Annotated in this window: 14 protein-coding genes; 9 read left to right on the top strand and 5 right to left on the bottom strand. The window is 68.0% G+C overall.

Annotated elements, in window-relative coordinates:
- Positions 1-5 precede the first annotated feature (5 nt).
- The 4 genes from JWN03_RS17350 to JWN03_RS17335 all read left to right on the top strand — a co-directional run bounded on the left by JWN03_RS17350 (position 6) and on the right by JWN03_RS17335 (position 2,975).
- Positions 6-758, top strand: a complete 753-nt coding sequence (locus tag JWN03_RS17350; RefSeq protein ID WP_297615742.1) for a fumarylacetoacetate hydrolase family protein — start codon at positions 6-8, stop codon at positions 756-758.
- Positions 759-856: 98 nt separating this feature from the next.
- Positions 857-1,489: an urease accessory protein UreF gene (locus tag JWN03_RS17345; RefSeq protein ID WP_297615741.1), complete on the top strand. Its 633-nt coding sequence runs from the start codon at positions 857-859 to the stop codon at positions 1,487-1,489.
- 70 nt (positions 1,490-1,559) lie between these two features.
- Positions 1,560-2,273, top strand: coding sequence for an urease accessory protein UreG (gene ureG / locus JWN03_RS17340; RefSeq protein WP_297615739.1), 714 nt, complete (start codon positions 1,560-1,562; stop codon positions 2,271-2,273).
- 51 nt (positions 2,274-2,324) lie between these two features.
- Entirely contained in the window at positions 2,325-2,975 is a 651-nt protein-coding gene (locus tag JWN03_RS17335; protein ID WP_297615737.1) for an urease accessory protein UreD, read from the top strand.
- 90 nt (positions 2,976-3,065) lie between these two features.
- Here the strand turns inward: JWN03_RS17335 and JWN03_RS17330 are convergent, their stop codons facing one another.
- The 5 genes from JWN03_RS17330 to JWN03_RS17310 all read right to left on the bottom strand — a co-directional run bounded on the left by JWN03_RS17330 (position 3,066) and on the right by JWN03_RS17310 (position 8,105).
- Entirely contained in the window at positions 3,066-3,842 is a 777-nt protein-coding gene (locus JWN03_RS17330; protein ID WP_297615735.1) for a hypothetical protein, read from the bottom strand.
- Positions 3,843-4,027: 185 nt separating this feature from the next.
- Positions 4,028-5,041: a hypothetical protein gene (locus JWN03_RS17325; protein ID WP_297615733.1), complete on the bottom strand. Its 1,014-nt coding sequence runs from the start codon at positions 5,039-5,041 to the stop codon at positions 4,028-4,030.
- A gap of 94 nt (positions 5,042-5,135) precedes the next feature.
- Positions 5,136-6,578 (bottom strand): NAD(P)/FAD-dependent oxidoreductase, encoded by a 1,443-nt coding sequence (locus JWN03_RS17320; RefSeq protein ID WP_297615731.1) that lies wholly within the window; start codon positions 6,576-6,578, stop codon positions 5,136-5,138.
- A gap of 251 nt (positions 6,579-6,829) precedes the next feature.
- Entirely contained in the window at positions 6,830-7,726 is an 897-nt protein-coding gene (locus tag JWN03_RS17315; protein ID WP_441343006.1) for a tat pathway signal sequence, read from the bottom strand.
- A 172-nt stretch (positions 7,727-7,898) separates the two neighbouring features.
- On the bottom strand, positions 7,899-8,105 hold the full coding sequence (locus JWN03_RS17310; RefSeq protein WP_297615727.1) for a hypothetical protein: 207 nt from the start codon (positions 8,103-8,105) through the stop codon (positions 7,899-7,901).
- Between the two features lie 176 nt (positions 8,106-8,281).
- Between JWN03_RS17310 and recC the strand changes: the two genes are divergently transcribed.
- The 5 genes from recC to JWN03_RS17285 all read left to right on the top strand — a co-directional run bounded on the left by recC (position 8,282) and on the right by JWN03_RS17285 (position 20,036).
- Positions 8,282-11,620 carry an exodeoxyribonuclease V subunit gamma gene (gene recC / locus JWN03_RS17305; protein ID WP_297615725.1) on the top strand — a complete coding sequence of 1,113 codons (3,339 nt, stop codon included), beginning with the start codon at positions 8,282-8,284 and terminating at the stop codon, positions 11,618-11,620.
- 49 nt (positions 11,621-11,669) lie between these two features.
- Positions 11,670-15,392 carry a UvrD-helicase domain-containing protein gene (locus JWN03_RS17300; protein ID WP_297615723.1) on the top strand — a complete coding sequence of 1,241 codons (3,723 nt, stop codon included), beginning with the start codon at positions 11,670-11,672 and terminating at the stop codon, positions 15,390-15,392.
- A 121-nt stretch (positions 15,393-15,513) separates the two neighbouring features.
- Positions 15,514-17,397, top strand: coding sequence for an exodeoxyribonuclease V subunit alpha (gene recD, locus JWN03_RS17295; RefSeq protein ID WP_297615721.1), 1,884 nt, complete (start codon positions 15,514-15,516; stop codon positions 17,395-17,397).
- A gap of 185 nt (positions 17,398-17,582) precedes the next feature.
- Entirely contained in the window at positions 17,583-18,425 is an 843-nt protein-coding gene (locus tag JWN03_RS17290) for an alpha/beta fold hydrolase (RefSeq protein ID WP_297615719.1), read from the top strand.
- Between the two features lie 126 nt (positions 18,426-18,551).
- The gene (locus JWN03_RS17285; RefSeq protein WP_297615717.1) at positions 18,552-20,036 is read left to right on the top strand and encodes a flavin-containing monooxygenase; all 1,485 of its coding nucleotides are present in this window, start codon (positions 18,552-18,554) and stop codon (positions 20,034-20,036) included.
- The last annotated feature ends 53 nt before the right edge of the window (positions 20,037-20,089 follow it).

Genomic DNA, 20,089 nt, shown 5'->3' with positions numbered 1-20,089 from the left:
GGATCATGCGAATCGTGCGCTACTGGCTCGAAGGACGGACCGGACGAGGTGTGCTGACCGGAGATGAGGTGCGCGAATTCCCCGACGGGAACACCGAATCCGGCGCGGTGGTGGGGAGGCTGTCGGAGCTGACACTCCTATCGCCCTGCGACCCGCGCACCATCGTCTGCGCAGGCAGCAATTACGGCGGACAACTCGCCGAGAAAGGAATGCCCCGCCCGCAGCAGCCATCGCTGTTCCTCAAGGGCCGCAATGCAATCACCGGCCCGGACGCGGTCATAGTCCGCCCGGCGGAGGTGCAGCGCCTGGAGTACGAAGGTGAGCTGGCGGTGGTCATCGGCCGCACCGCCCGCCATATCCCCGCCGATCGCGCCGCCGACTTCATACTCGGCTACACCTGCGCGAACGACGTCACCGCCCACGATTGGCGAGCCGACGGTCAGTGGGCCCGCGCAAAAAGCGCCGACACCTTCTGCCCGCTCGGCCCATGGATCGAAACCGAGATCCCCGATCCGACGGCACTGCGAATCACCACCCGCCTCAGCGATCGGACAGTCCAAGAAGCACCAACTTCGGACATGGTTTTCGGAGTAGCCGAGCTACTGGCCTACGTCACCAGATGGATCACCCTCGAACCCGGCGATGTCCTCCTCACCGGCAGCCCCGCCGGCGTCGGACCGATGCAGCCCGGCGATATCGTCGAAGTCGAGATCTCCGGCATCGGCACACTGCGCAACACCGTCGCGGGCCAGAGCTGATCATGGCAGGCAGCCGACCACCGGGTGGTCGGCTGCCTGTCGGCGCAGGGTCTACGGGCGGCTTAGGATCGAGCGATGCGATACCTCCAGGTGCGTCGATGAGTCTGGCCATGCTGCTCACCCTGGCCGATTCCCGGCTGCCCATCGGCGGCCACGTGCATTCCGGCGGGGTGGAGGAGGCGGTGTCCTCCGGGCTGGTGCGGGATGTGGCGACGGTGGAGCTGTACCTGCGCCGTCGTATCCGCACTTCGGGAGCGGTCGCGGCGTCGCTCGCCGCGGCAGTGTGTGCGGGCACCCTCGAACCCGCCCGCGCCGAACTCGAAGCCGATGCGCGAACCCCGTCACCCTCCGCACGAACAGCCTCCCGGGCCCAGGGCCGTGGCCTGCTCCGACTGGCGAAACAGGTCTGGCCGCAGGGCGATTGGACCGGCGTGGGTGCGCGTCCGCATCTGTCGACGGTGTTCGGTGTGGTCGGCGTCGTATCCGGGTCCTCGCCGGAGGAGATCGCGGGCGTTGTCGTCTACACGACCATGACGGGCGCGGCGACGGCTGCGCAGCGTTTGCTCGCGCTCGATCCGGCCGCGGTCGCCGCGTGCACAATCCGACTCGCCGAGGTCTGTGATCGCACCGCGCAGGAGGCGGCGAAGGCGATGATTGCCCTCTCGGACCCACTCCAGGACCTGCTGGCCGAACGCCATATCAAGCGAGATATGCCCTTGTTCGCGTCCTGACCAGCGGATCGAGGCCAGGTAACAAGCGCTTTACGTGCATCGGCCAGGATGAATGCGGAAAGGAGCACACATGCCACCTCACCTCATCGACGGGGAACCGCACGATCATCACCACGACCGGCCCAAGCGGGCGCGCACGCCGGGGGAGCCGGTGCGCATCGGCGTCGGCGGACCGGTCGGTTCGGGTAAGACCGCGCTCGTGGCGGCCCTGTGTAGGCAGCTGCGGGACGAGCTGTCCCTGGCCGTGCTGACCAATGACATCTACACCACCGAGGACGCCGACTTCCTGCGCCGGCACGCGGTGCTCGCGGACGAGCGGATCACCGCCGTGCAGACCGGCGGCTGCCCGCACACCGCCATCCGCGATGACATCACCGCGAACCTGGACGCCATCGATGATCTCGTCGAGGCGAATCCGCCCCTGGACCTGATCCTGGTGGAGTCCGGCGGCGACAATCTCACCGCCACCTTCTCCTCCGGCCTGATCGACGCGCAGATCTTCGTGGTGGACGTCGCCGGCGGCGACAAGGTCCCGCGCAAGGGCGGCCCGGGCGTGACCTTCTCGGACCTGCTGGTCATCAACAAGACCGACCTCGCACCCATGGTCGGTGCGGATCTGGCCGTCATGGACCGGGATTCGACCAAGGTGCGCGAAGGCCGCCCGTTCGTCTTCACCTCGCTCACCGAGGATCCGGCCGCCACACCGGTACTGAACTGGGTGCGCGAACAGCTACGCCTGGCCGCGGAGCAGGATGCGACGGCCGGTGTCGCACACTCGCACTGAGACTTCGATCGACACCGTGCGGGCGAGCCATGCGCACTGAGCCGGTGCGATATGCGCACTGAGCTGCGAATCACCGCTACCGCCGGGACGCTGCCGCAGATTCACGCGGTCGGCGGCCTGGCGGGGCGCCGGACCGGGATCGATACGGTGCACCTGATCGGTACGGCCGCAACACCATTGGGCGGCGACGAGCTGGATATTCGCATCACAGTCGGCGCGGGCGCGCGACTTCTGGTGCGTTCGGTGGCGGCCACAATCGCCCTGCCCGGCCGCCATACGCGGAAATCGCTGGCGCACTGGCATTTCGAGGTGGCTGCGGGCGGAGAATTGGATTTCGATCCCGAGCCGACCGTTGTCGCCGGTGGAGCCGAACACCAGACGCTCACCACGGTGCTGCTGGAAGAGGGTGCGCGACTGCGACTTCGGGAGCGAGTGCAGATCGGTCGCACCGGTGAGGACCACGGTTTCTGGTCCGGCGAACTACGCGCCGATATCGGCGAGGTCCCGCTCCTGCGTCACCGCTTGGATCTCGGTGCGGACGCTGTGACCGATGACGCGCTGTCCGGCCCGCGAGCGCTGGAGAGCGTGCTGACCTATCCCGATGATCGCCCGGTGGATACCACTGGGATGGACGCGGCGCTGCTACCGCTCGCCGCGGGCGGAACCTTGTTCACGCGCACCGCAATTGCCTTGCGCGTTTAGCGTATTCAGCAACACGATGGGAACCGGACCTCACCCCCGGTTCCCATCGTGCGCATCAGCTGCTGCACAAAGCTTGTCGCCGAGCGGAAATCAGTCGCCGACGACCCGAGGCGGTGCGTTGTACGCGTTCACCGCACCGACCATGGCACCCACCACGGCGCCGGCCGCGGCTGCGGGTACCTCGATGACTGCCGCACCCGCGGCAGCGCCGAGCGCCGGACCGGCGACGAGGCCGACCGGGAACAGCGGAAGGCCGATCACCAGGCCGAGTGCGGCGCCGACGGTCGCCGAGGTGAGCGCGATGGGCACGGCCGATCCGGCTCCTGCCATCGCACCCATGGCCGCGGTGCCGACGGTCTGGCCGGCAATGCGGTCGGAACGGCTGCGCTCCATGCCGATCGAGTCGAGGAAGGTGGCGAGATTTGCCTCGGTCGTGGCGGCTTGGTCATTGATCTGGATCGCCTGTTCGCTGTCCATCCCGGCCGGGATGTCGAACATGGAGTCGCCGAACCGGAACTTGCCCGGGAGCGGCGCGATCGGCGGCACGGAGGCCACGGGGATGGGTGCGTGCAGCACGCCGACCGGGGCCAGATAGCTCTTGTCCGGGGCCTGACGCGACCACTGGATGGAGCTCTTGGTGTCGCCTGGGATGTGCATGCCCTCGTAAGGGCTGACGTTGGGAGCATCCGCCGCCGGCCACTGCTTGGACGTATCGTCGTGTGCCGTCACCGAATTGGATTGCTCCGGTGCGGCATTGGCGGTACCCGTTCCGACGATCGCCAAGACTAGCGGAACGGCACCCGCTGCAACTACGGTGCCGACCTTGGTGCGATGCGGGTTGAGGGCTCTGTGCTTACCTGCGGCCATTCGCGTCCTTTCCTCCGAGGGTGAACATCGACGCCCAGCATTCGGACCCGTCGGTCAACTGGATTGGTGGGGAATCGGAGTCGCGTAGAACGTCCGCATTGCCAAAAGTTAGCCAATTGCTTGGTAGTTCACGAAATCGGGGCCGGAATCCCAGTTGATGGATTCCGGCCCCGACAAATCGCACATTACTCAGCGGTTGCTGCTCCGGGAGCCGCCGCAACCGCCGCCGGCGCGGTCGCGGGGGCCAGCACACCGTTCACCGCACCCACCGCCGCACCGATGGTCGCGCCCACGGTCGCCGCGGGGACCGCGATGATCGACACGGCCGCACTCGCGCCGATGGCCGGGCCGACGACCCAGCCGGCCGGGGCGAAGGGCGTACCGGCCATGGCGCCGACAAAGCCGCCCAGCATCATTCCGGCGACCTCTGCGGGCGCGGCCACGCCCACACCCACCGCCGCACCCACGGCAGCGGTGCCGACGGTCTGCGCGGCGATGCGGTCCGAACGGCTCGGCTCGAAGCCGACCGAGTCGAGGGTGCGCGCGAGGTTCGCCTCGGTATCGGCCGAGAACTCATTGACCTGTGCGGCCTGCTCGGGCGTGAGGAAGGTCGGGATATCGATCTGCGTGTCGCCGAAGCGCAGCTTGCCCTCGGGGGCCGCGATCGGGGCGACCTCGGCCGCGACCGACGGGTCCGGCATGTGCAGGCCCTGCACATCGACCGCCGCCACCGGACCGTTGGGGATATCGCGCACTCCGGTGGCGGAGTTGCGGCCGACCCGCACGAGCGGCGCGGGCTCGCCCGCGACGTCGACAAGAGGATCGGCGGCATCCGTCGGCACCGGATCGATGCCGTCGATGACCGGTGCGGCCTCGGATGAACCGCCCTCGGCCCGTGCCGCCACGCGCGCCGCGGCCGGAGCGGTCTCGGCCCACGGCCGCACGCCTTCCGACACCATCGGCGGTACCGGCACATTGAGCTGGCCGAACGGAGAGTCGAGTACAAGTCCGGGCTGCGCGGGGGTCGACGGTTGGGTCTCGACCACGGTGGACTGGTTGTCGTCGCCGGCAACCGGGTCCGCCGCGGCGGTTCCGGCATTGGTGAGAGCGGCGACGAGGGGGAGTGCTCCCGCGATGGCGAGGGAACCGATACGGCGGCGACGCGATGAAATCTGATCAGCCGGTTGGCGTTTGCCCATGGATGACCTTTCTGACGAATGTCAACAGATGTTGAGCATTCGGATCCGGTTGGCATGCCGGATTGGTCGGGTCATGGGCCCGTGGACCGTGGGGTCAGCCCGCGCGTGTTTCGGTGTCCGGAGCCACCTTGTCGTTCGCCACGGATTTGCCGTTGGCAGAAGAGGATTCGCCGCCGATCTGTTTGTGCAGTTCGCGCGCTTCGTCCGGATCATCCAGCGCTTCGAGCGCGAGCCGGGCGAACACCCACTGCTCGGTCGCGGCCATCTGCCCGCGGTGGCGGCCCAGGAAGGAGGTGAACCACTCCAGCACCGTCACGAAGCGGCTGCGGAAGCCAACCAGGTAGTACAGGTGCAGCGCCAGCCACGCCAGCCAGGCGAAGAACCCGCTGAACTCCAGCTTGCCCACCTGGGCGACCGCGTAGAACCGCGACACAGTGGCCATCGAGCCCTTGTCGAAGTACTTGAACGGCTTGCGCTCCGCGGGCTGGTGCCCGGCGAGACCGTCCTTGATGGCCTTCGCTGCGTAGGTGCCGCCCTGGATCGCGCCCTGCGCCTGTCCGGGCACGCCCGGTACGGACATCAGATCGCCGACCACGAAGACGTTCGGGTAGCCCTTGATGGTGAGGTCGGGTTCGACGATCACGCGTCCGGCACGGTCGATCTGGGTGCCGTCGGAGTGGTCGGCCAGGATCTTGCCGAGCCCACTCGCCTGCACACCGGCCGACCACACCTTGCAGGCCGATTCGATGCGCCGGCTGCCGTCGCCGTCCTTGATGGTGACCCCGCGCGCGTCCACATTGGTGACGATGGCGTTGAGCTGGATCTCCACGCCCATCTTCTCCAGCCGCTGATACGCCTTGGTGCCGAGCTTCGGGCCCATCGGCGCCAGTACCGCGCCCGCGCCTTCGACGAGAATGACGCGCGCGTCGCGGGTGTCGATATTGCGGAAGGTGCCGTCGAGGGTGCGGTCCGCGAGTTCGGCGATCTGCCCGGCCAATTCGACGCCGGTGGGTCCCGCGCCGACGACCACGAAGGTCATGAACCGGTCGCGCGTCTCCTGATCGGTGGCCAGCTCGGCCTCTTCGAAGGAACCGAGGATGCGGGCACGCAGCTCGAGCGCATCGTCGATGGTCTTCATGCCGGGCGCGTAGGTGGCGAAGTGATCGTTGCCGAAGTACGACTGCTGCGCGCCGGCCGCGACGATCAGGCTGTCGAATCCGGTGATCGTGTCCTGGTTGAGCAGCCGTGAGGTGACCGTGCCGCCCTTGACGTCGATATCGTTGACATCGCCCATGATGACCCGCACGTTCTGCTGCTTGCGCAGCACGATGCGGGTGGCGGGCGCGATCTCGCCGACGGACAGGATGCCGGTCGCCACCTGGTACAGCAGTGGCTGGAACAGGTGGGTCGAGGTCTTGGAGACGAGGGTGATGTCGACGTCGGCCTTCCGCAGGTGCTTGCAAGCGAAGAGGCCGCCGAACCCGGACCCGATCACCACCACGCGGTGGCGCTGTGCGACGGAATTATCGGCGTTCATCTAGTCCCTGCTCCTAGCCAGACGGTGAAACCCAGACGGTGAAACTACGACACTTCACGCCCAAGAGTAGTGGGACGTGAGGTGCGACGACGAACCAGGACCACTCGGAAACCGACTTAAAGGACAGCAGATCTGAAAATACAATACGAATGGGAGTTCAGGGCTATAAGACATGCGCACCGTGGCAGGTCGCGGCCCGGTATCTCCGGGCCGCGCTCGGCGTCCTGCTCAGTGTCGGTCGAACAACCAGCTCAGCGTCCCGCGAACAACATCTGCGCGACGTGCGTCGTAGTCTCGGAGCCGTCCGTATAGGTCCCGTCCGGGCCCTGCTCGGTCATGATGGCGAGGGTGTAGCGCTCGCCCGGCCCGGCGAAGCCGACCGAATTCACGACCCAGCCGCCCTGCTCATCGGACCAGCCGTTCTTCAGGCCCGGCGTCATGGCCGCGCCCGCGCCCCACACGCCCCAGTGCTGATTGGTGTCGACCTTGCGCATGCGGTCGACCAGATAGGCCCGGTCGTCCGGATTCATGCGGGTCAGGACGTTATCCATGAGTCGATCGAGATCGCCCGGGGTGCACTGCTGGAAGCCCCAGTCCGGGAACAGCTTCACCTGCTCCAGCGAGGCGGTGGGCGGCAGCGGGGTGAGCCCGCTCATGCCGTTGGCGCGGAACGCATTGTTGAACGACATCCGATCGATCCCGGCGAATTTGTTCCAGAGGATGTCGGCGTCCGCGTCATTGGAGGTTGCCAGCATGCCCTCCATGGTGGCGCGATCGTCGGGGCCCAGCGTGATGGCGCCCACCCGGGCGCGATTCAGCAGATCCTCCGCGATTGCGAGTTTGATGGTGGACGCGGTCCAGAACATGGTGTCCGCGTTGCCATTCCGGTACATGCCGCCCGAGACGCGGTCACGCATCACATATCCGGTGACACCGGGTCGACCGGCGAGATAGTTGTCGACCGCGGCTATTCGATTACTCATATCGCAGTCGAATCCCTGCAGGCAGCCCTGCATGAGCACCGGCTTGGCGCCGGCGATAGGGACGAATGCCGGCGCGGCTGGAATCAGTGCAGCGGCGGCGAGGAGGCAGGTGGAGGCGGCCACGCGGGAGCGCCGGGCCTTCGGGGAACGCACGGAGGGAAACAATAGACACCGCAATGCCTGTTTTGCACGTCTTGAGCTGGTTTGCCCCATGTGCTATCGAAATGCCGCTGTCACAGGGTGTTTCGCGATCGGTTCCGGCGAGTCCGCTGTTCGGCCGGTGGCGCGCATGCGCTTTCAATGCGGCGCGCCCGGATTCGCGACTCGCCCGAATCGATCAGCGGAATGCGGCGGTGAGTTCTTCGACACGGCGGCCGTTGAGGCGATAGCAGTGTGCGAACGCCTCGGTGTGCTCATCCCTGGCCCAGCTCTGCAGGACGATGGTGCGACCGTAGTAGCGGGAATTCACCAGCTCCCAGCGCTCTCCGACCCGTCGGACGGTGAACCCGCGTCTCGGGATCATGGGAATCACAGACGCAGACATCGCGCAACCAGCCTTTCGTGATGGACCAACGATCTCCCCGAAATGCACTGTCGCATACCACACTAGAAATTCGGAGTGGCGCGCCCTAGCAAATCGCGGGCGTGTGGTGGGTGTCACGCGGCCGACCGTAGAGCCAGATGATTGCATATCGTTCGCTGGCTGTATAAACACAGGTCGTGCACATTCATCGTGCGGAGCGTGCTGACACGCTCGCCGACGCGCTCGCCGAGTTGGTCGCCGATCCGCTCGGCGATCCGTTCACCCCGGAAGTGGTCGCTGTCCCTGCCAAGGGCGTCGAGCGCTGGCTGCAGCAGCGGCTGGGCGTGGTGCTCGGCAGCGCCGCGCACGCCGACGGGGTGGCGGCCAATATCGATTTCGCCGATCCGGCCGCACTGGTGGCCCGGGTATTGGCGGAGGCGACCGGGCTGATCCCCGAAGAGGATCCGTGGGCGCCCGAGCGGGTGGTGTGGACCCTGCTGCCGGTGCTCGACGCCGCGCTGACCGAACCGTGGAGCGCGGTACTGGCCCGGCATCTCGGCAACGGTGATCCGGGTGGGCATCGGGTGGGCCGGCGCTATGCGACGGCGGCGCGCATTGCCGAGCTCTTCGGCGGATATGCGATGCAACGCCCGGCCATGATCACAGACTGGGCGGCCGGTTCCGATACCGATGGCGCAGGCCACGCTCTGCCTCCCGATCTGGTGTGGCAGCCCATGCTGTGGCGGCGATTGCGAGCAGCGGTCGGTACGCCGAGTCCGGCCGAGCGACTCGATGCCGCCTGCGCGCGATTGCGCGCCGAACCGGCTGTGGTGTCGCTGCCGGAACGGATTTCGCTCTTCGGTGTGACGCGATTGACCACCGACCAGTTGCAGGTGCTCTCGGCCCTGTCGGCCGGGCGTAGCGTGCACCTGTGGCTGGTGCATCCCAGCCCGGCGCTGTGGACCAAGCTGGCCGATGCCGAGGTGATCCCGAATTCGGGTGTGCGCGTGCGGCATCCGCTGCTCGCCGCGCTCGGGCGCGATGTGCGCGAACTGCAGCAGCGACTGGCCGCCTACGATCACATCGACACCTATCACCCGCGGCCCGACACCGCCGTGGCCCGCACCCTGCTGTCGGAACTGCAGGCCGCCATCCGGCAGGACCGATGGTCGCTCATGCCGGAACCCGCACTCGCCGACGGCAGTATCTCCGTGCACTCCTGCCACGGTCCGGCGCGGCAGGTCGAGGTGCTGCGTGATGCGCTGCTCGGATTGTTCACCGCGGACCCGACTTTGGAGCCGCGCGAAGTAATCGTCATGTGCCCGGATGTCGAGAGTTACGCACCGCTGGTACGCGCCGCCTTCGGGCAGTGGTCCCTCGACGGGACCCAGCCCGGGCATCCCGCACACGGCCTGCGGGTGCGGCTGGCCGATCGCGCGCAACGCGCGGTGAACCCGCTGCTGGATGTGATCGCCACACTGCTGGAGCTCGCGGACGGTCGTGTCACCGTCACCGAGGTCCTCGATCTGGCTGCGACCGAACCGATTCGGCTGCGCTGCGGCTTCGACGACGACGATATCGAGCGGCTCCGCGAATGGTCCGCGGAGACCGGCGCGCGCTGGGGGATCGGGCTGCGGCAGCGGCAGGCCTTCGGGCTCGGCGACTTCGCCCAGAACACCCTCAATGCCGCCGTCGACCGCATCCTGCTCGGTGTGGCCGCGGGCGAATCCACCGAGGATTGGCTGGATCTGGTGCTGCCGCTCGACGATGTCGACAGCAATGACATCGATCTGGCCGGGCGCTTCGCGGAGTTCGTGGACCGGCTCGCGGTATGCCTGCGCGATCTGCGCGGGCCCACCCTCGCCGAACCGGCCGGATCCGCGCGGCCCGCCGCCGAATGGGCGACCGTATTGGGACGCGCGCTCGATCTGCTCACCGAGGTGCCGTACAGCCAGGGCTGGATGGGGGTGCAGGCGCGCCGCGAGCTGGCCGCCGCCACCGAGCATGCCGCGCAGATTCCCCTGCGGCTCACCGATATTGCCGCGTTGCTGGCCGCACGACTGGCCGGACGGCCCTCGCGTGCGAACTTCCGTACCGGCGAGCTGACGGTGTGCACCATGGTGCCGATGCGTTCGGTGCCGCATCGCGTGGTGGTGCTGCTGGGTCTGGACGATGAGGTGTTCCCGCGCGCCGGCGGCGCGGACGGGGACGATGTGCTGGGGCGGCACCGTCTGCCCGGCGACCGCGATCCGCGCAGCGAGGATCGGCAGTTGCTGCTGGATGCCATCATGGCGGCGGGGGAGCGACTTGTCCTGCTGCACACCGGATCCGATCCGGTCACCGGCGCGCATCGGCCGCCCGCCATTCCGCTCGCCGAATTGCTGGACACCGTGCGGGCACACGTCGGTGCACCGGCGCTGGATCAGGTGGTCACGCGTCATCCGTTGCAGCCCTTCGATCGCCGCAATTTCCGGGCCGACAAGCCGTTCAGCTTCGACAGTGTCGCGCTGGCCGGTGCGCTCGCCGCGCAGCAGGCGCCCGCCCCGCGCCCGCCGTTCCTGGCCGCCGCTCTGCCCGGCAGTGAGCGTAGTGATGTGGAGCTGGCCGACCTGGTCTCCTTCGTCGAACACCCGGTGCGGGCATTCCTGTGGCAGCGCTTGGGGATTCGGGTGCCCGAGAGCGCCGAGGAGATTGCCGACCGGCTGCCCATCGAGCTCGACGGGCTCACCAAATGGGGTATGGGCGAACGCATGCTGAATGCCCGGCTCACCGGCGTCGACCCGAATGCCCTGCGCGCGGCCGAATGGCGGCGCGGGACGCTACCGCCGTTCGCGCTCGGTGCGGCCGTGCTCGACGAGGTGGAGACCACCGTCGACCGCCTGGTGCGGGTTGCCCAGCCGATGCACGAGATCCCGGCCCGCACCATCGATATCGCCGTGGACCTGGGCGACGGCCGCCGCCTCACCGGTACCGTCCCCGATGTGCACGACGATGCGCTGCTGCGGACGACCTTCTCCCGGCTCGCCCCGAAACATCGCATGGCGGCCTGGGTTCGGCTGCTCGCGCTTGCTGCCGCCGGTGACCATCAGAGCTGGCGGGCCATCACCATCGGTCGCGGCAAACATGCCCGCCCCGCCTGGCAATCCACCCTCACCGCCCCGAATGCCCCTGCGGCCCGGGCCTTCCTGCGCGACCTGTGCGCACTGCGTGACGAGGGCCTGACCGAGGCGCTCCCCATCGCACCGGCCGCCTCGGCCGCCTACGCGGAACGCCGCTGCCAAGGCGCCTCGGCGGACGAATCGCTACTGGCGGCCGAGCAGGAATTCGACGGCGGCAAAGACGGTCCCGGCCGCTACGGCGAACACACCGACCGCTACCTGCGCTACGTCCTCGGCCCCACCCCGCGCTTCCATCAGCTCACCGGAACCCTCACCACCGCTCCGGCCGCCATGGAAGTCGAACCGACCCGCTTCGGCGAACTGGCGCGCCGCATGTGGCACCCCTTGCTCACCAACGAGAATCAAAGCCAGCCATGATCACCCCGCACCCGACCCCGCGGTCCGCCCCCGAAAACGAAAGGCGCGGATGACCGACGACCTGTTCTCGATCGCCGACCCGGACCTCGACGTCCGCCCGGCGGCCACCCGCGCCCGTCGCCGCAGCGGCGACGCGGCGGGCGGCGACTCACACCCCGGCCATGCTCCGGCCGGCGACGACGGCGCGGATCTCTTCAGCCTGGTCGAAGGCGTCGTCCCTGAGAACGGCCGCGCCGCTGATGGCGATGCGCGGGGTTCGGTCGATGGCGCACGTGAGCAGGGCCGCCGGTCGGGTGAGCTGACCGGGTCTCGCGCGGAAGGGGTCGATGCCGGGACATCTCGGCCGATAGGCGACGGACTCTGGGCGGCAGCGGATGAGCCGGGATCGGCAACCGGATCGGGTGCTACCTCCGTGGATTCGAATGCCGACACTTCGGTCGGAGATTTGGGTAATGGATTTCAGCTGACCGGGCCGTTGCCGGTGGGGACGACGGTGCTGGAGGCGAGTGCGGGGACGGGGAAGACGTACGCGATCGTCGGGCTGGCGGTGCGTTTCGTGGCCGAGGCCGGGGTCGATATTTCGGAGCTGCTGCTGGTGACGTTCAGCCGGGCGGCCACGCAGGAGTTGCGGGAGCGGACGCGGGATCGGTTCGTAGCGGTGGCGGCGGCGCTGGCTGATCCGGAGCGGGCGCAGGCGCAGGGGGATGAGCTGATTCGGCATCTGGCGCAGGCGAATCCGGGGGAGGTGGCGGCGCGGCGCGAGCGGTTGCTGGCGGCGCTGTCGGATTTCGATGCCGGGACGATTGCGACCACGCACAGTTTCTGTCAGCGGATGCTGGACGAGCTGGGGTTGGCGGGGGAGCAGGACCCCGGAGTGCGGTTGGTGGAGAACGTCGATGAGGTGGTGTCCACCGTTGCCGATGATCTGTATCTGAGCCGGTACGCGCGGGACATCCCGCCGTTCAGTCCGGCCGATGCGCAGCGGCTGGCTGCCGCGGCGGTGGGCGACGGCGCCGCCATGCTGGTGCCGGAGGCCGAGTCCGACGACGATCCGGCGGGCGAGCGGGTGGCGTTCGCGAAGGCGGCGCGCGCGGAAACCGCCCGGCGCAAACAGCTTTCGGGGCTTCGGGACTTCGACGATCTGCTGGTGCTGCTGCACGATGTGCTGGCCGATTCGGAGCACGGGCCGCGGGCCTGCCAGCGGATTCGGGACCGGTTCCAGGTGGCGCTGGTCGACGAATTCCAGGACACCGATCCGCTGCAGTGGGACATTCTGCGGCGCGCCTTCCATGGGCACACCACGCTGGTGCTGGTCGGCGACCCCAAGCAGGCGATCTACGCTTTCCGCGGCGCTGAGGTGCTGAGTTATCTGGATGCGGTGGCGCACGCCGATTCTCGGCGTGAGCTCACCACCAACCGTCGTAGTGACGCCGGACTGCTCGCCGCCCTGGAGCACCTGCACGGTGGTGCGGCGCTGGGGCACAAGGAAATTACCGTGCACGCGGTGGCGGCGACCCGTCCCTACACCCGGCTTTCCGGAGCACCCGAATCGGTGATTCCGTTCCGGCTGCGGTGTCTTCCGCGCACCGGCGCGGGAGCGCTGAACCGGTCCGGCTATCCGACCGTCGGGCGGCAGCGGGAACGCATTGCCACCGATGTGGCGGCGGATATCGTGCGATTGCTCGAGTCCGGGACGCGCATCAATGCCGGGACCGCGGGCGAGAGGCCGCTCGGTCCCGGTGATATCGCAATCCTGGTGCGCAATCGCAATCAGCTCGACCTGGTGCGCAAGGAGCTGGAGCTGGCCGGAGTGGCCTCGGTGCTGGCAGGCGGCGCGAGCGTATTCGGCACACCGTCGGCCACCGAATGGCTGTGGGTGCTGCACGCTCTGGAGCAGCCGCACCGCGCCGATCGGGTGCGCCTGGCCGCCGGTACCGCGCTGCTCGGGCTCGCAGCGGACGAGATCGATTCCGGCGGAGCGGATCTCGTCGGACGGCTGAGCGCCGAATTGCGAGACTCGGCACGGCTGTTCGCCCGCGCCGGATTCGCCGCCGTCTTCGAGAAGATGAGCGCGGAAACCCGCCTGGCCCCGCGACTGCTCGCGCTGGAAGGCGGCGAGCGGCAACTCACCGACCTGCGCCACATTGCCCAACTCCTCGACGATGCCGCGCTGCGTGAGGGTGTGGGCCTGAGCGCGCTCACCCGCTGGCTCGGTGATCGGGTGCGCGATCCCGCCTCCGGTAGCGTCGCGGGCCGCAGTCGCCGCCTGGACCGCGATGCCGCAGCCGTGCAGATAGCCACCGTGCACGCCAGTAAAGGGCTCGAATTCCCGGTCGTCTACCTGCCTTTCGCATGGGATGCCGCCAAACTGCGCAATCCGCCGACGCTGCTTTTCCACGACGAGCAGGGTCGCCGCGTGCTCGATGTCGGTGGCCCGGACGCCTCCGGATACAGCACCCGCAAGCCGCGCGCCGAGTCCGAGGAGGCCGCCGAGGAACTGCGGCTGCTGTATGTGGCGCTCACCCGTGCGGGCGCACAGGTGGTGGCCTGGTGGGCACCGGCCTTCGACACCCAGACCGCGCCGCTGCACCGCATGATTCTGGGCCGTGAGCCCGGCAGTCCGGCGGTGGCCGACAAGGTCGCGGTACCGGCCGATTCGGTAGTGCTCAAACGCATTTCGGAATGGGCGTCGACCGCTGAACCGGGCGTGATCGCCGTCGAGCCGGTACACGAGATAAGGCGTGCCAGGCTGCAACGCGACCACGCGGCGTCCATGCCTGAAACCTTGGCCGTCGCGCATTTCGACCGCACCCTGGATCAGGAGTGGCGGCGCACCTCGTACTCGGCACTCACCGCCGGCGCGCACGATACCGTGCCTGTCGGGGATCAGCCCGACGGTGGCGGCGTCAGCGATGAGCCAGAGACCCCGAGCGTGCTCGAGGACGCTGTGGACGTCTTCGCCACCGCCGCACCGTCTCTCATGAATACGCTGCCCTATGGCGCGGAATTCGGCACGCTCGTGCACGAAATCCTGGAGTATGTCGACACCGATGCCATCGATCTGGCCGCCGAAATGCAGACCCGCTGCCGGCACGCCGTCGCCGAGCAGATGTTCGACGCCGATCCGGAGGTGCTCGCCGACGCACTCCTCGCGGTCATGCACACCCCGATCGGATTCGGTTCCCTGGCACAGATTTCCGCCCGCGACCGGCTCAGCGAACTGGATTTCGAACTGCCCCTCGCCGGTGGCGACAACCCCACCCCGACCCGGGTCACGGTGCGCCGCATTGCCGACCTACTGCGTTGCCATCTCGCCGCCGACGATGTTTTCGCCCCCTATGCCGACCAGCTCGCGCACCTGGACGACACCCCGCTGCGCGGCTACCTCACCGGCAGTATCGACGCCGTATTGCGCACCGCCGGCCCGTCTTTCGTCGTAGTCGACTACAAGACCAACCGCATCGGCACCGGCGACCTCACCGTCGCCCACTACACCCACGAACGCATGGCCGCCGAAATGATGCGCTCCCACTACCCCCTCCAGGCCATCCTGTATTCCGCTGCCCTGCACCGCTACCTGCGCTGGCGCCTCCCCGGCTACAACCCGGCCCAGCACCTCGGCGGCATCCGCTACCTCTTCGTCCGCGGCATGATCGGCCCCGACACCCCGAACGGCTGCGGCGTCTTCGACTGGAAGCCCCCCGCTGCCCTGGTAGAGGACCTCTCCCTCCTGCTCGCAGGCGAACTGACGAACCCGGAGGCAGACCGTTGAGTCGCACGCGTGAAGTCGTGACATCCCCCCGTCATCCCGGCGTGCGTTTGGCCGGGATCCACCGAAACCGATTGGGACGCGGCCAGTGTGGCATGGCGGGCTTCGGTCGGGTGGCGGTTCGATGACGTCGATTCAGTTGGCACAGCGAGGCACTGGGCTGTTGCAGACGTTCAACGCCGCCGGGGTGTTGTCGGCGGCGGATCTGCATGTGGCGTATCGGCTGGGGCGGTTGGGGCAGGAGAATTCGGAGACGGCGCTTTTCGCGACCGCGCTGGCTGTGCGCGCGGTGCGGTCCGGGTCGGTGTGCTTGGAAGTGCGGCGGATGCACGAGATCGGTGTGGATGCCGAAGGGACCGAGGAGTCTTCGATCGATCCGGCGACGCTGCCGTGGCCGGATGTGGACGAGGTGATTGCGGCGCTGCGGAAGAGTCCGCTGGTGTGCGGGAGTTCGGCGGGGCCGCTGCGACCCCTGCGGTTGATCGATCCACCTGGGTCGGAGGCGGGTCCGCTGCTCTACCTGGATCGGTACTACCGGCAGGAAGAGACTATTCGGCAGGTGCTCACCGAGCGTTCCACCACCCAGCCCATGGTGGATGCGGAACTGGTTCGGCGCGAGCTGAATCGGCTGTTCCCCGGTGAGGGCGGGCCGGGGGAGCCACCGGATCGGCAGCGGCTGGCGGTGGCGCTGGCCGCCACGCAGTGGACCACCGTCGTGGCGGGTGGCCCGGGCACCGGTAAGACCCACACCATCGCGCGCGTGCTGGCGCTGCTGGTGGCCCATCAGCAGGCCGTGCCGGGCGCGCCCGCGCTGCGCATCGCCCTGGCCGCACCTACCGGCAAAGCCGCAGCGCGACTGCAGGAGTCGGTGCGCGAGCAGGCCGGTGACATCGGCCTGCCCGAGCTCACCGCCGCCACCCTGCACCGCCTGCTGGGCTGGCAGCGTGGTGGCGCGAGCCGATTCAAGCATCACGAATTCAACCGGCTGCCCTATGACGTGATCGTGGTCGACGAAACCTCCATGGTGTCGCTGACCATGATGAGCCGGTTGCTGCCCGCCGTCCGGCCCGATGCCCGCCTGGTGCTCGTCGGTGACCCGGATCAGCTGGCCTCTGTCGACGCCGGCGCGGTGCTCGCCGACCTCGTCGCCGGACCGATTGCGGGCCAGGCGAATCCGGCCCTGGATACGATCCTCGGCGGCGAATTGCGCGCTACCGCAGGCCATCCCGATGCGCTCTCCGCCCGCGAGCGAGAACGACTGCGCGGCGGCATCGTTCGCCTCACCCGGGGCCGTCGCTTCGGCGGTCGCATTGCCGAACTCGCCGTAGCCGTGCGCGCCGGCGATGCGGATACCGCCTGGGAGCTGCTCGTCGCGGGCGGCACCGAACTGACCCTGCACGGCCCCGACGACACCGCGCAGGTGCGCGCCGACGTACTGCGGGCCGCGCAGACCGCCACCGATGCCGCCGTCGCCGGCAATGCCACCGCCGCGCTCACGGCGCTGGAATCGCATCGCCTGCTCTGCGCGCACCGCCAGGGCCCGTACGGCGTCGAACGCTGGGACCGCCTGGCCGCGAGCTGGGTGGTCGCCGCCGGAATCAGCACCGATCCCGGTCCCGGACACTGGTATCCGGGGCAGCCGCTGCTGGTCACCGCCAATGATCACGAGGCCCGCATCTACAACGGCGACACCGGCGTCATCGTGCGCGCCCCCGACGGCACCCTGCGCGCAGCCCTGCAACGCGGCACCGAGCCGTACCTGGTGCACCCCACCCAGTTCCCCGGCGTCAGCACCGTCTACGCCATGACCATCCACCGCAGCCAGGGCAGCCAGTACGACACCGTCTCGGTCGTCCTCCCCGGCCCCGAATCCACCCTCCTCACCCGAGAACTGCTCTACACAGCCATCACCCGCGCCCGCCGCCACGTCCGAGTCCTCGGCACAGAGGAATCCATCCGCGCCGCCATCGGCCGCCGCGTCCTGCGCGCCAGCGGCCTGCGCGCCTAGCCATTTCATGATCACCAGGAACTGAAGGTGGGACGCTCTCGCACGATGCCGCCCTCAGTTCCTGGTGATCGGCTGCCCGGATCGATGCGATGCGGGTGTCCGGGGCGGGGCGTAGTGTGGCCTCGGAATACCGTTGTGGCTGTGCGATTTCAGGGTGCGCACGGGCGATGGTCGGAGGGATTCTCGTGGCCGAGCCGAAGATCGAGCAAGTGGCGGATTCCGTGATTTCCGCTGATGGGACGCGCATTGCGTATCTGACCATCGGCACCGGTCCCGCGGTGATCGTGGTGCCGGGCGCACTCTCGGTGGCGCGTGGCTTCGCACGGTTCGCGCAGGCCCTGGGTGCGAATTTCACCGTGCACACCATGGAGCGGCGCGGGCGCGGGGACAGTGGTCCGCAGAGCGCGAACTACAGCATTGCCGAGGACTGTGCGGATCTGCGCGCGGTACAGGACAAAACCGGTGCGGAACTGATTGTCGGCCACAGCTATGGCGGATTGGTGGCGCTGGAAGCCGCACGCGGCAATGCGAGTGTGCGCAAACTGGCGCTGTACGAGCCTGGTGTGTCCATTGCCGGTGCGGTGCCCGCAGGCTGGATGCCCGCCTACGAGAAGTATCTCGCCGAGGGCAAACCCTTCGACGCGTTTGTCGAATTCGTCCGCGATATGGGCCCCGAGGGCGTGCGCAAGATTCCGCGCTGGATGTTCCGCCGCATGATGCCCATGTTCATGAAGGCATCCCAGAAAGACGTGGTCACAAGCCAACTCGCTGAGAACCTGCGTGAACACCGCGAGCTCCTCCGCCTGAACGACACCTATCCGCACTACTCGGAGATCTCGGCCGCGGTTCTGCTCATGGACGGCGACGAGGACCGCCGCGCCAGCACCGAGTCCGATCACGACCGGCTGGCCACCGTGATTCCGGTCGCCGAACGCCACACCTTCCCCGGCATCGACCATTTCGGCATCGACGAACGGGCGCCCGAACTCGTCGCCGAACTCGTCGCCGAATTCTTCTCGCGTTCGTAGTCCGCTTCGGCCCTGTGCAGGTTCCACGCTGGATACGCTGGGTGGCAGGGTGCGCAGGCACCGCCCGGCCGCTACCTTGCGAGCTCAGCCGCGAGCGCCGGAATCATGCGAATCGAAGGAGTATCGATGAGCAGCACGCCCGAGCACGTCGATGTGCTCATTGTCGGTGCCGGGCTCTCCGGTGTCGGGGCCGCTTATCATGTGCAGCGCGCGTTTCCGGGGCGCACCTACGCAATTCTGGAAATGCGCGATGCGATCGGCGGTACCTGGGATCTGTTCCGCTACCCGGGGATTCGCTCCGATTCCGATATGTTCACCCTCGGCTACCGGTTCCGGCCGTGGCTGGGTGACAAGGCCATTGCCGACGGCGGTTCGATCCTCGAATACGTGCGGGACACCGCCTCCGAGGGCGGGATCGACAAGCACATCCGGTACCGGCACCGGGTGGTGCGGGCCGAATGGTCCTCGGCGGACGACCTGTGGACGGTGACCGCAGACCATGACGGCGAATCGGTCAGCGTTACCGCGAACTTCCTGTTCAGCTGCTCCGGCTACTACCGCTACGACGAGGGCTACACCCCGGATTTCGCTGGCATGCAACGCTTCCCCGGTCCTATCGTGCATCCGCAGCACTGGCCGGACCAGCTGGAGGTGTCGGGTAAGCGGGTCGTCATCATCGGCTCCGGCGCGACCGCTGTAACTCTGGGACCGGCGCTGGCCGCACAGGGCGCGCACGTGGTCATGCTGCAGCGCTCACCGTCGTACATCATTTCCATGCCCGCACGGGACGTGATCGCCGACCGCCTGCGCCGAATCCTGCCCGCCCGTGCCGCATACGGATTGGCGCGCGCCAAGAACGTCGGCTTCAGCACCGCGATGTACCAGATCTCGCAGCGTTATCCGAAACGCATGCGCGCCTGGATCCACGGCCTGCAGGAGCGTTGGCTCCCTGCGGGTTACGACATCGACACCCATTTCAATCCGCCGTACAACCCGTGGGATCAGCGGCTGTGCCTGGTGCCCAATGGCGATCTGTTCCGGGCCATCCGGCAGGACAAGCTGGAGATGGTCACCGACCGCATCGAGACCTTCACCGAGACCGGCCTGCATCTGGAATCGGGCCGCGACCTCGAGGCCGACATCATCATCACCGCAACGGGATTGAACCTCGTAGCCTTCGGTGATATCGCCCTGACTGTGGACGGTCAGCCGATCGAACTCCCGAATTCCATGGCCTACAAGGCCATGATGCTCTCCGACGTCCCCAACTTCGCCTTCATCATCGGCTACACCAACGCCTCCTGGACTCTCAAGGCAGACTTGGTGTGCGAGTACGTAGTTCGCCTGCTCCGCCATATGGACTCGCACGGCTACGCCAAAGCCACCCCCATCCGCGACCCCTCCGTAGGCACCGCCCCCTTCCTCGACTTCGAACCCGGCTACGTCCTGCGCGCCCTCGACCGCCTCCCCAAACAAGGCGACCGCGCCCCTTGGAGACTCCACATGAACTACCTCCGCGACCTCCCGAAACTCCGCTACGGCAAGGTAACCGACCCCGCCATGCGCTTCGAACGCGCGAGCAAGCCCGATCCCGTGCCGAGCGCCCCCTAGCGGCGGTGACCGCGACTCTGGTTCGCTGCCGCCAACCACAGCGGCGCGGGGAT

It is taken from the genome of Nocardia sp., assembly GCF_025465275.1.
GTDB lineage: Bacteria > Actinomycetota > Actinomycetes > Mycobacteriales > Mycobacteriaceae > Nocardia.
Note: the sequence above shows the minus strand (reverse complement) of the source record. Positions and strands in the feature narration are given on the sequence as shown.

Excerpts from the sequence above, each read along its gene's own strand:
- ureG (WP_297615739.1), top strand. The coding sequence starts at position 1,560 with ATGCCACCTCACCTCATCGACGGGGAACCGCACGATCATCACCACGAC.
- JWN03_RS17325 (WP_297615733.1), bottom strand. The coding sequence starts at position 5,041 with ATGGGCAAACGCCAACCGGCTGATCAGATTTCATCGCGTCGCCGCCGT.
- JWN03_RS17350 (WP_297615742.1), top strand. The coding sequence starts at position 6 with ATGCGAATCGTGCGCTACTGGCTCGAAGGACGGACCGGACGAGGTGTG.
- JWN03_RS17330 (WP_297615735.1), bottom strand. The coding sequence starts at position 3,842 with ATGGCCGCAGGTAAGCACAGAGCCCTCAACCCGCATCGCACCAAGGTC.
- JWN03_RS17320 (WP_297615731.1), bottom strand. The coding sequence starts at position 6,578 with ATGAACGCCGATAATTCCGTCGCACAGCGCCACCGCGTGGTGGTGATC.
- JWN03_RS17285 (WP_297615717.1), top strand. The coding sequence starts at position 18,552 with ATGAGCAGCACGCCCGAGCACGTCGATGTGCTCATTGTCGGTGCCGGG.
- JWN03_RS17310 (WP_297615727.1), bottom strand. The coding sequence starts at position 8,105 with ATGTCTGCGTCTGTGATTCCCATGATCCCGAGACGCGGGTTCACCGTC.
- JWN03_RS17300 (WP_297615723.1), top strand. The coding sequence starts at position 11,670 with ATGACCGACGACCTGTTCTCGATCGCCGACCCGGACCTCGACGTCCGC.
- JWN03_RS17335 (WP_297615737.1), top strand. The coding sequence starts at position 2,325 with ATGCGCACTGAGCTGCGAATCACCGCTACCGCCGGGACGCTGCCGCAG.
- JWN03_RS17345 (WP_297615741.1), top strand. The coding sequence starts at position 857 with ATGAGTCTGGCCATGCTGCTCACCCTGGCCGATTCCCGGCTGCCCATC.
- recD (WP_297615721.1), top strand. The coding sequence starts at position 15,514 with ATGACGTCGATTCAGTTGGCACAGCGAGGCACTGGGCTGTTGCAGACG.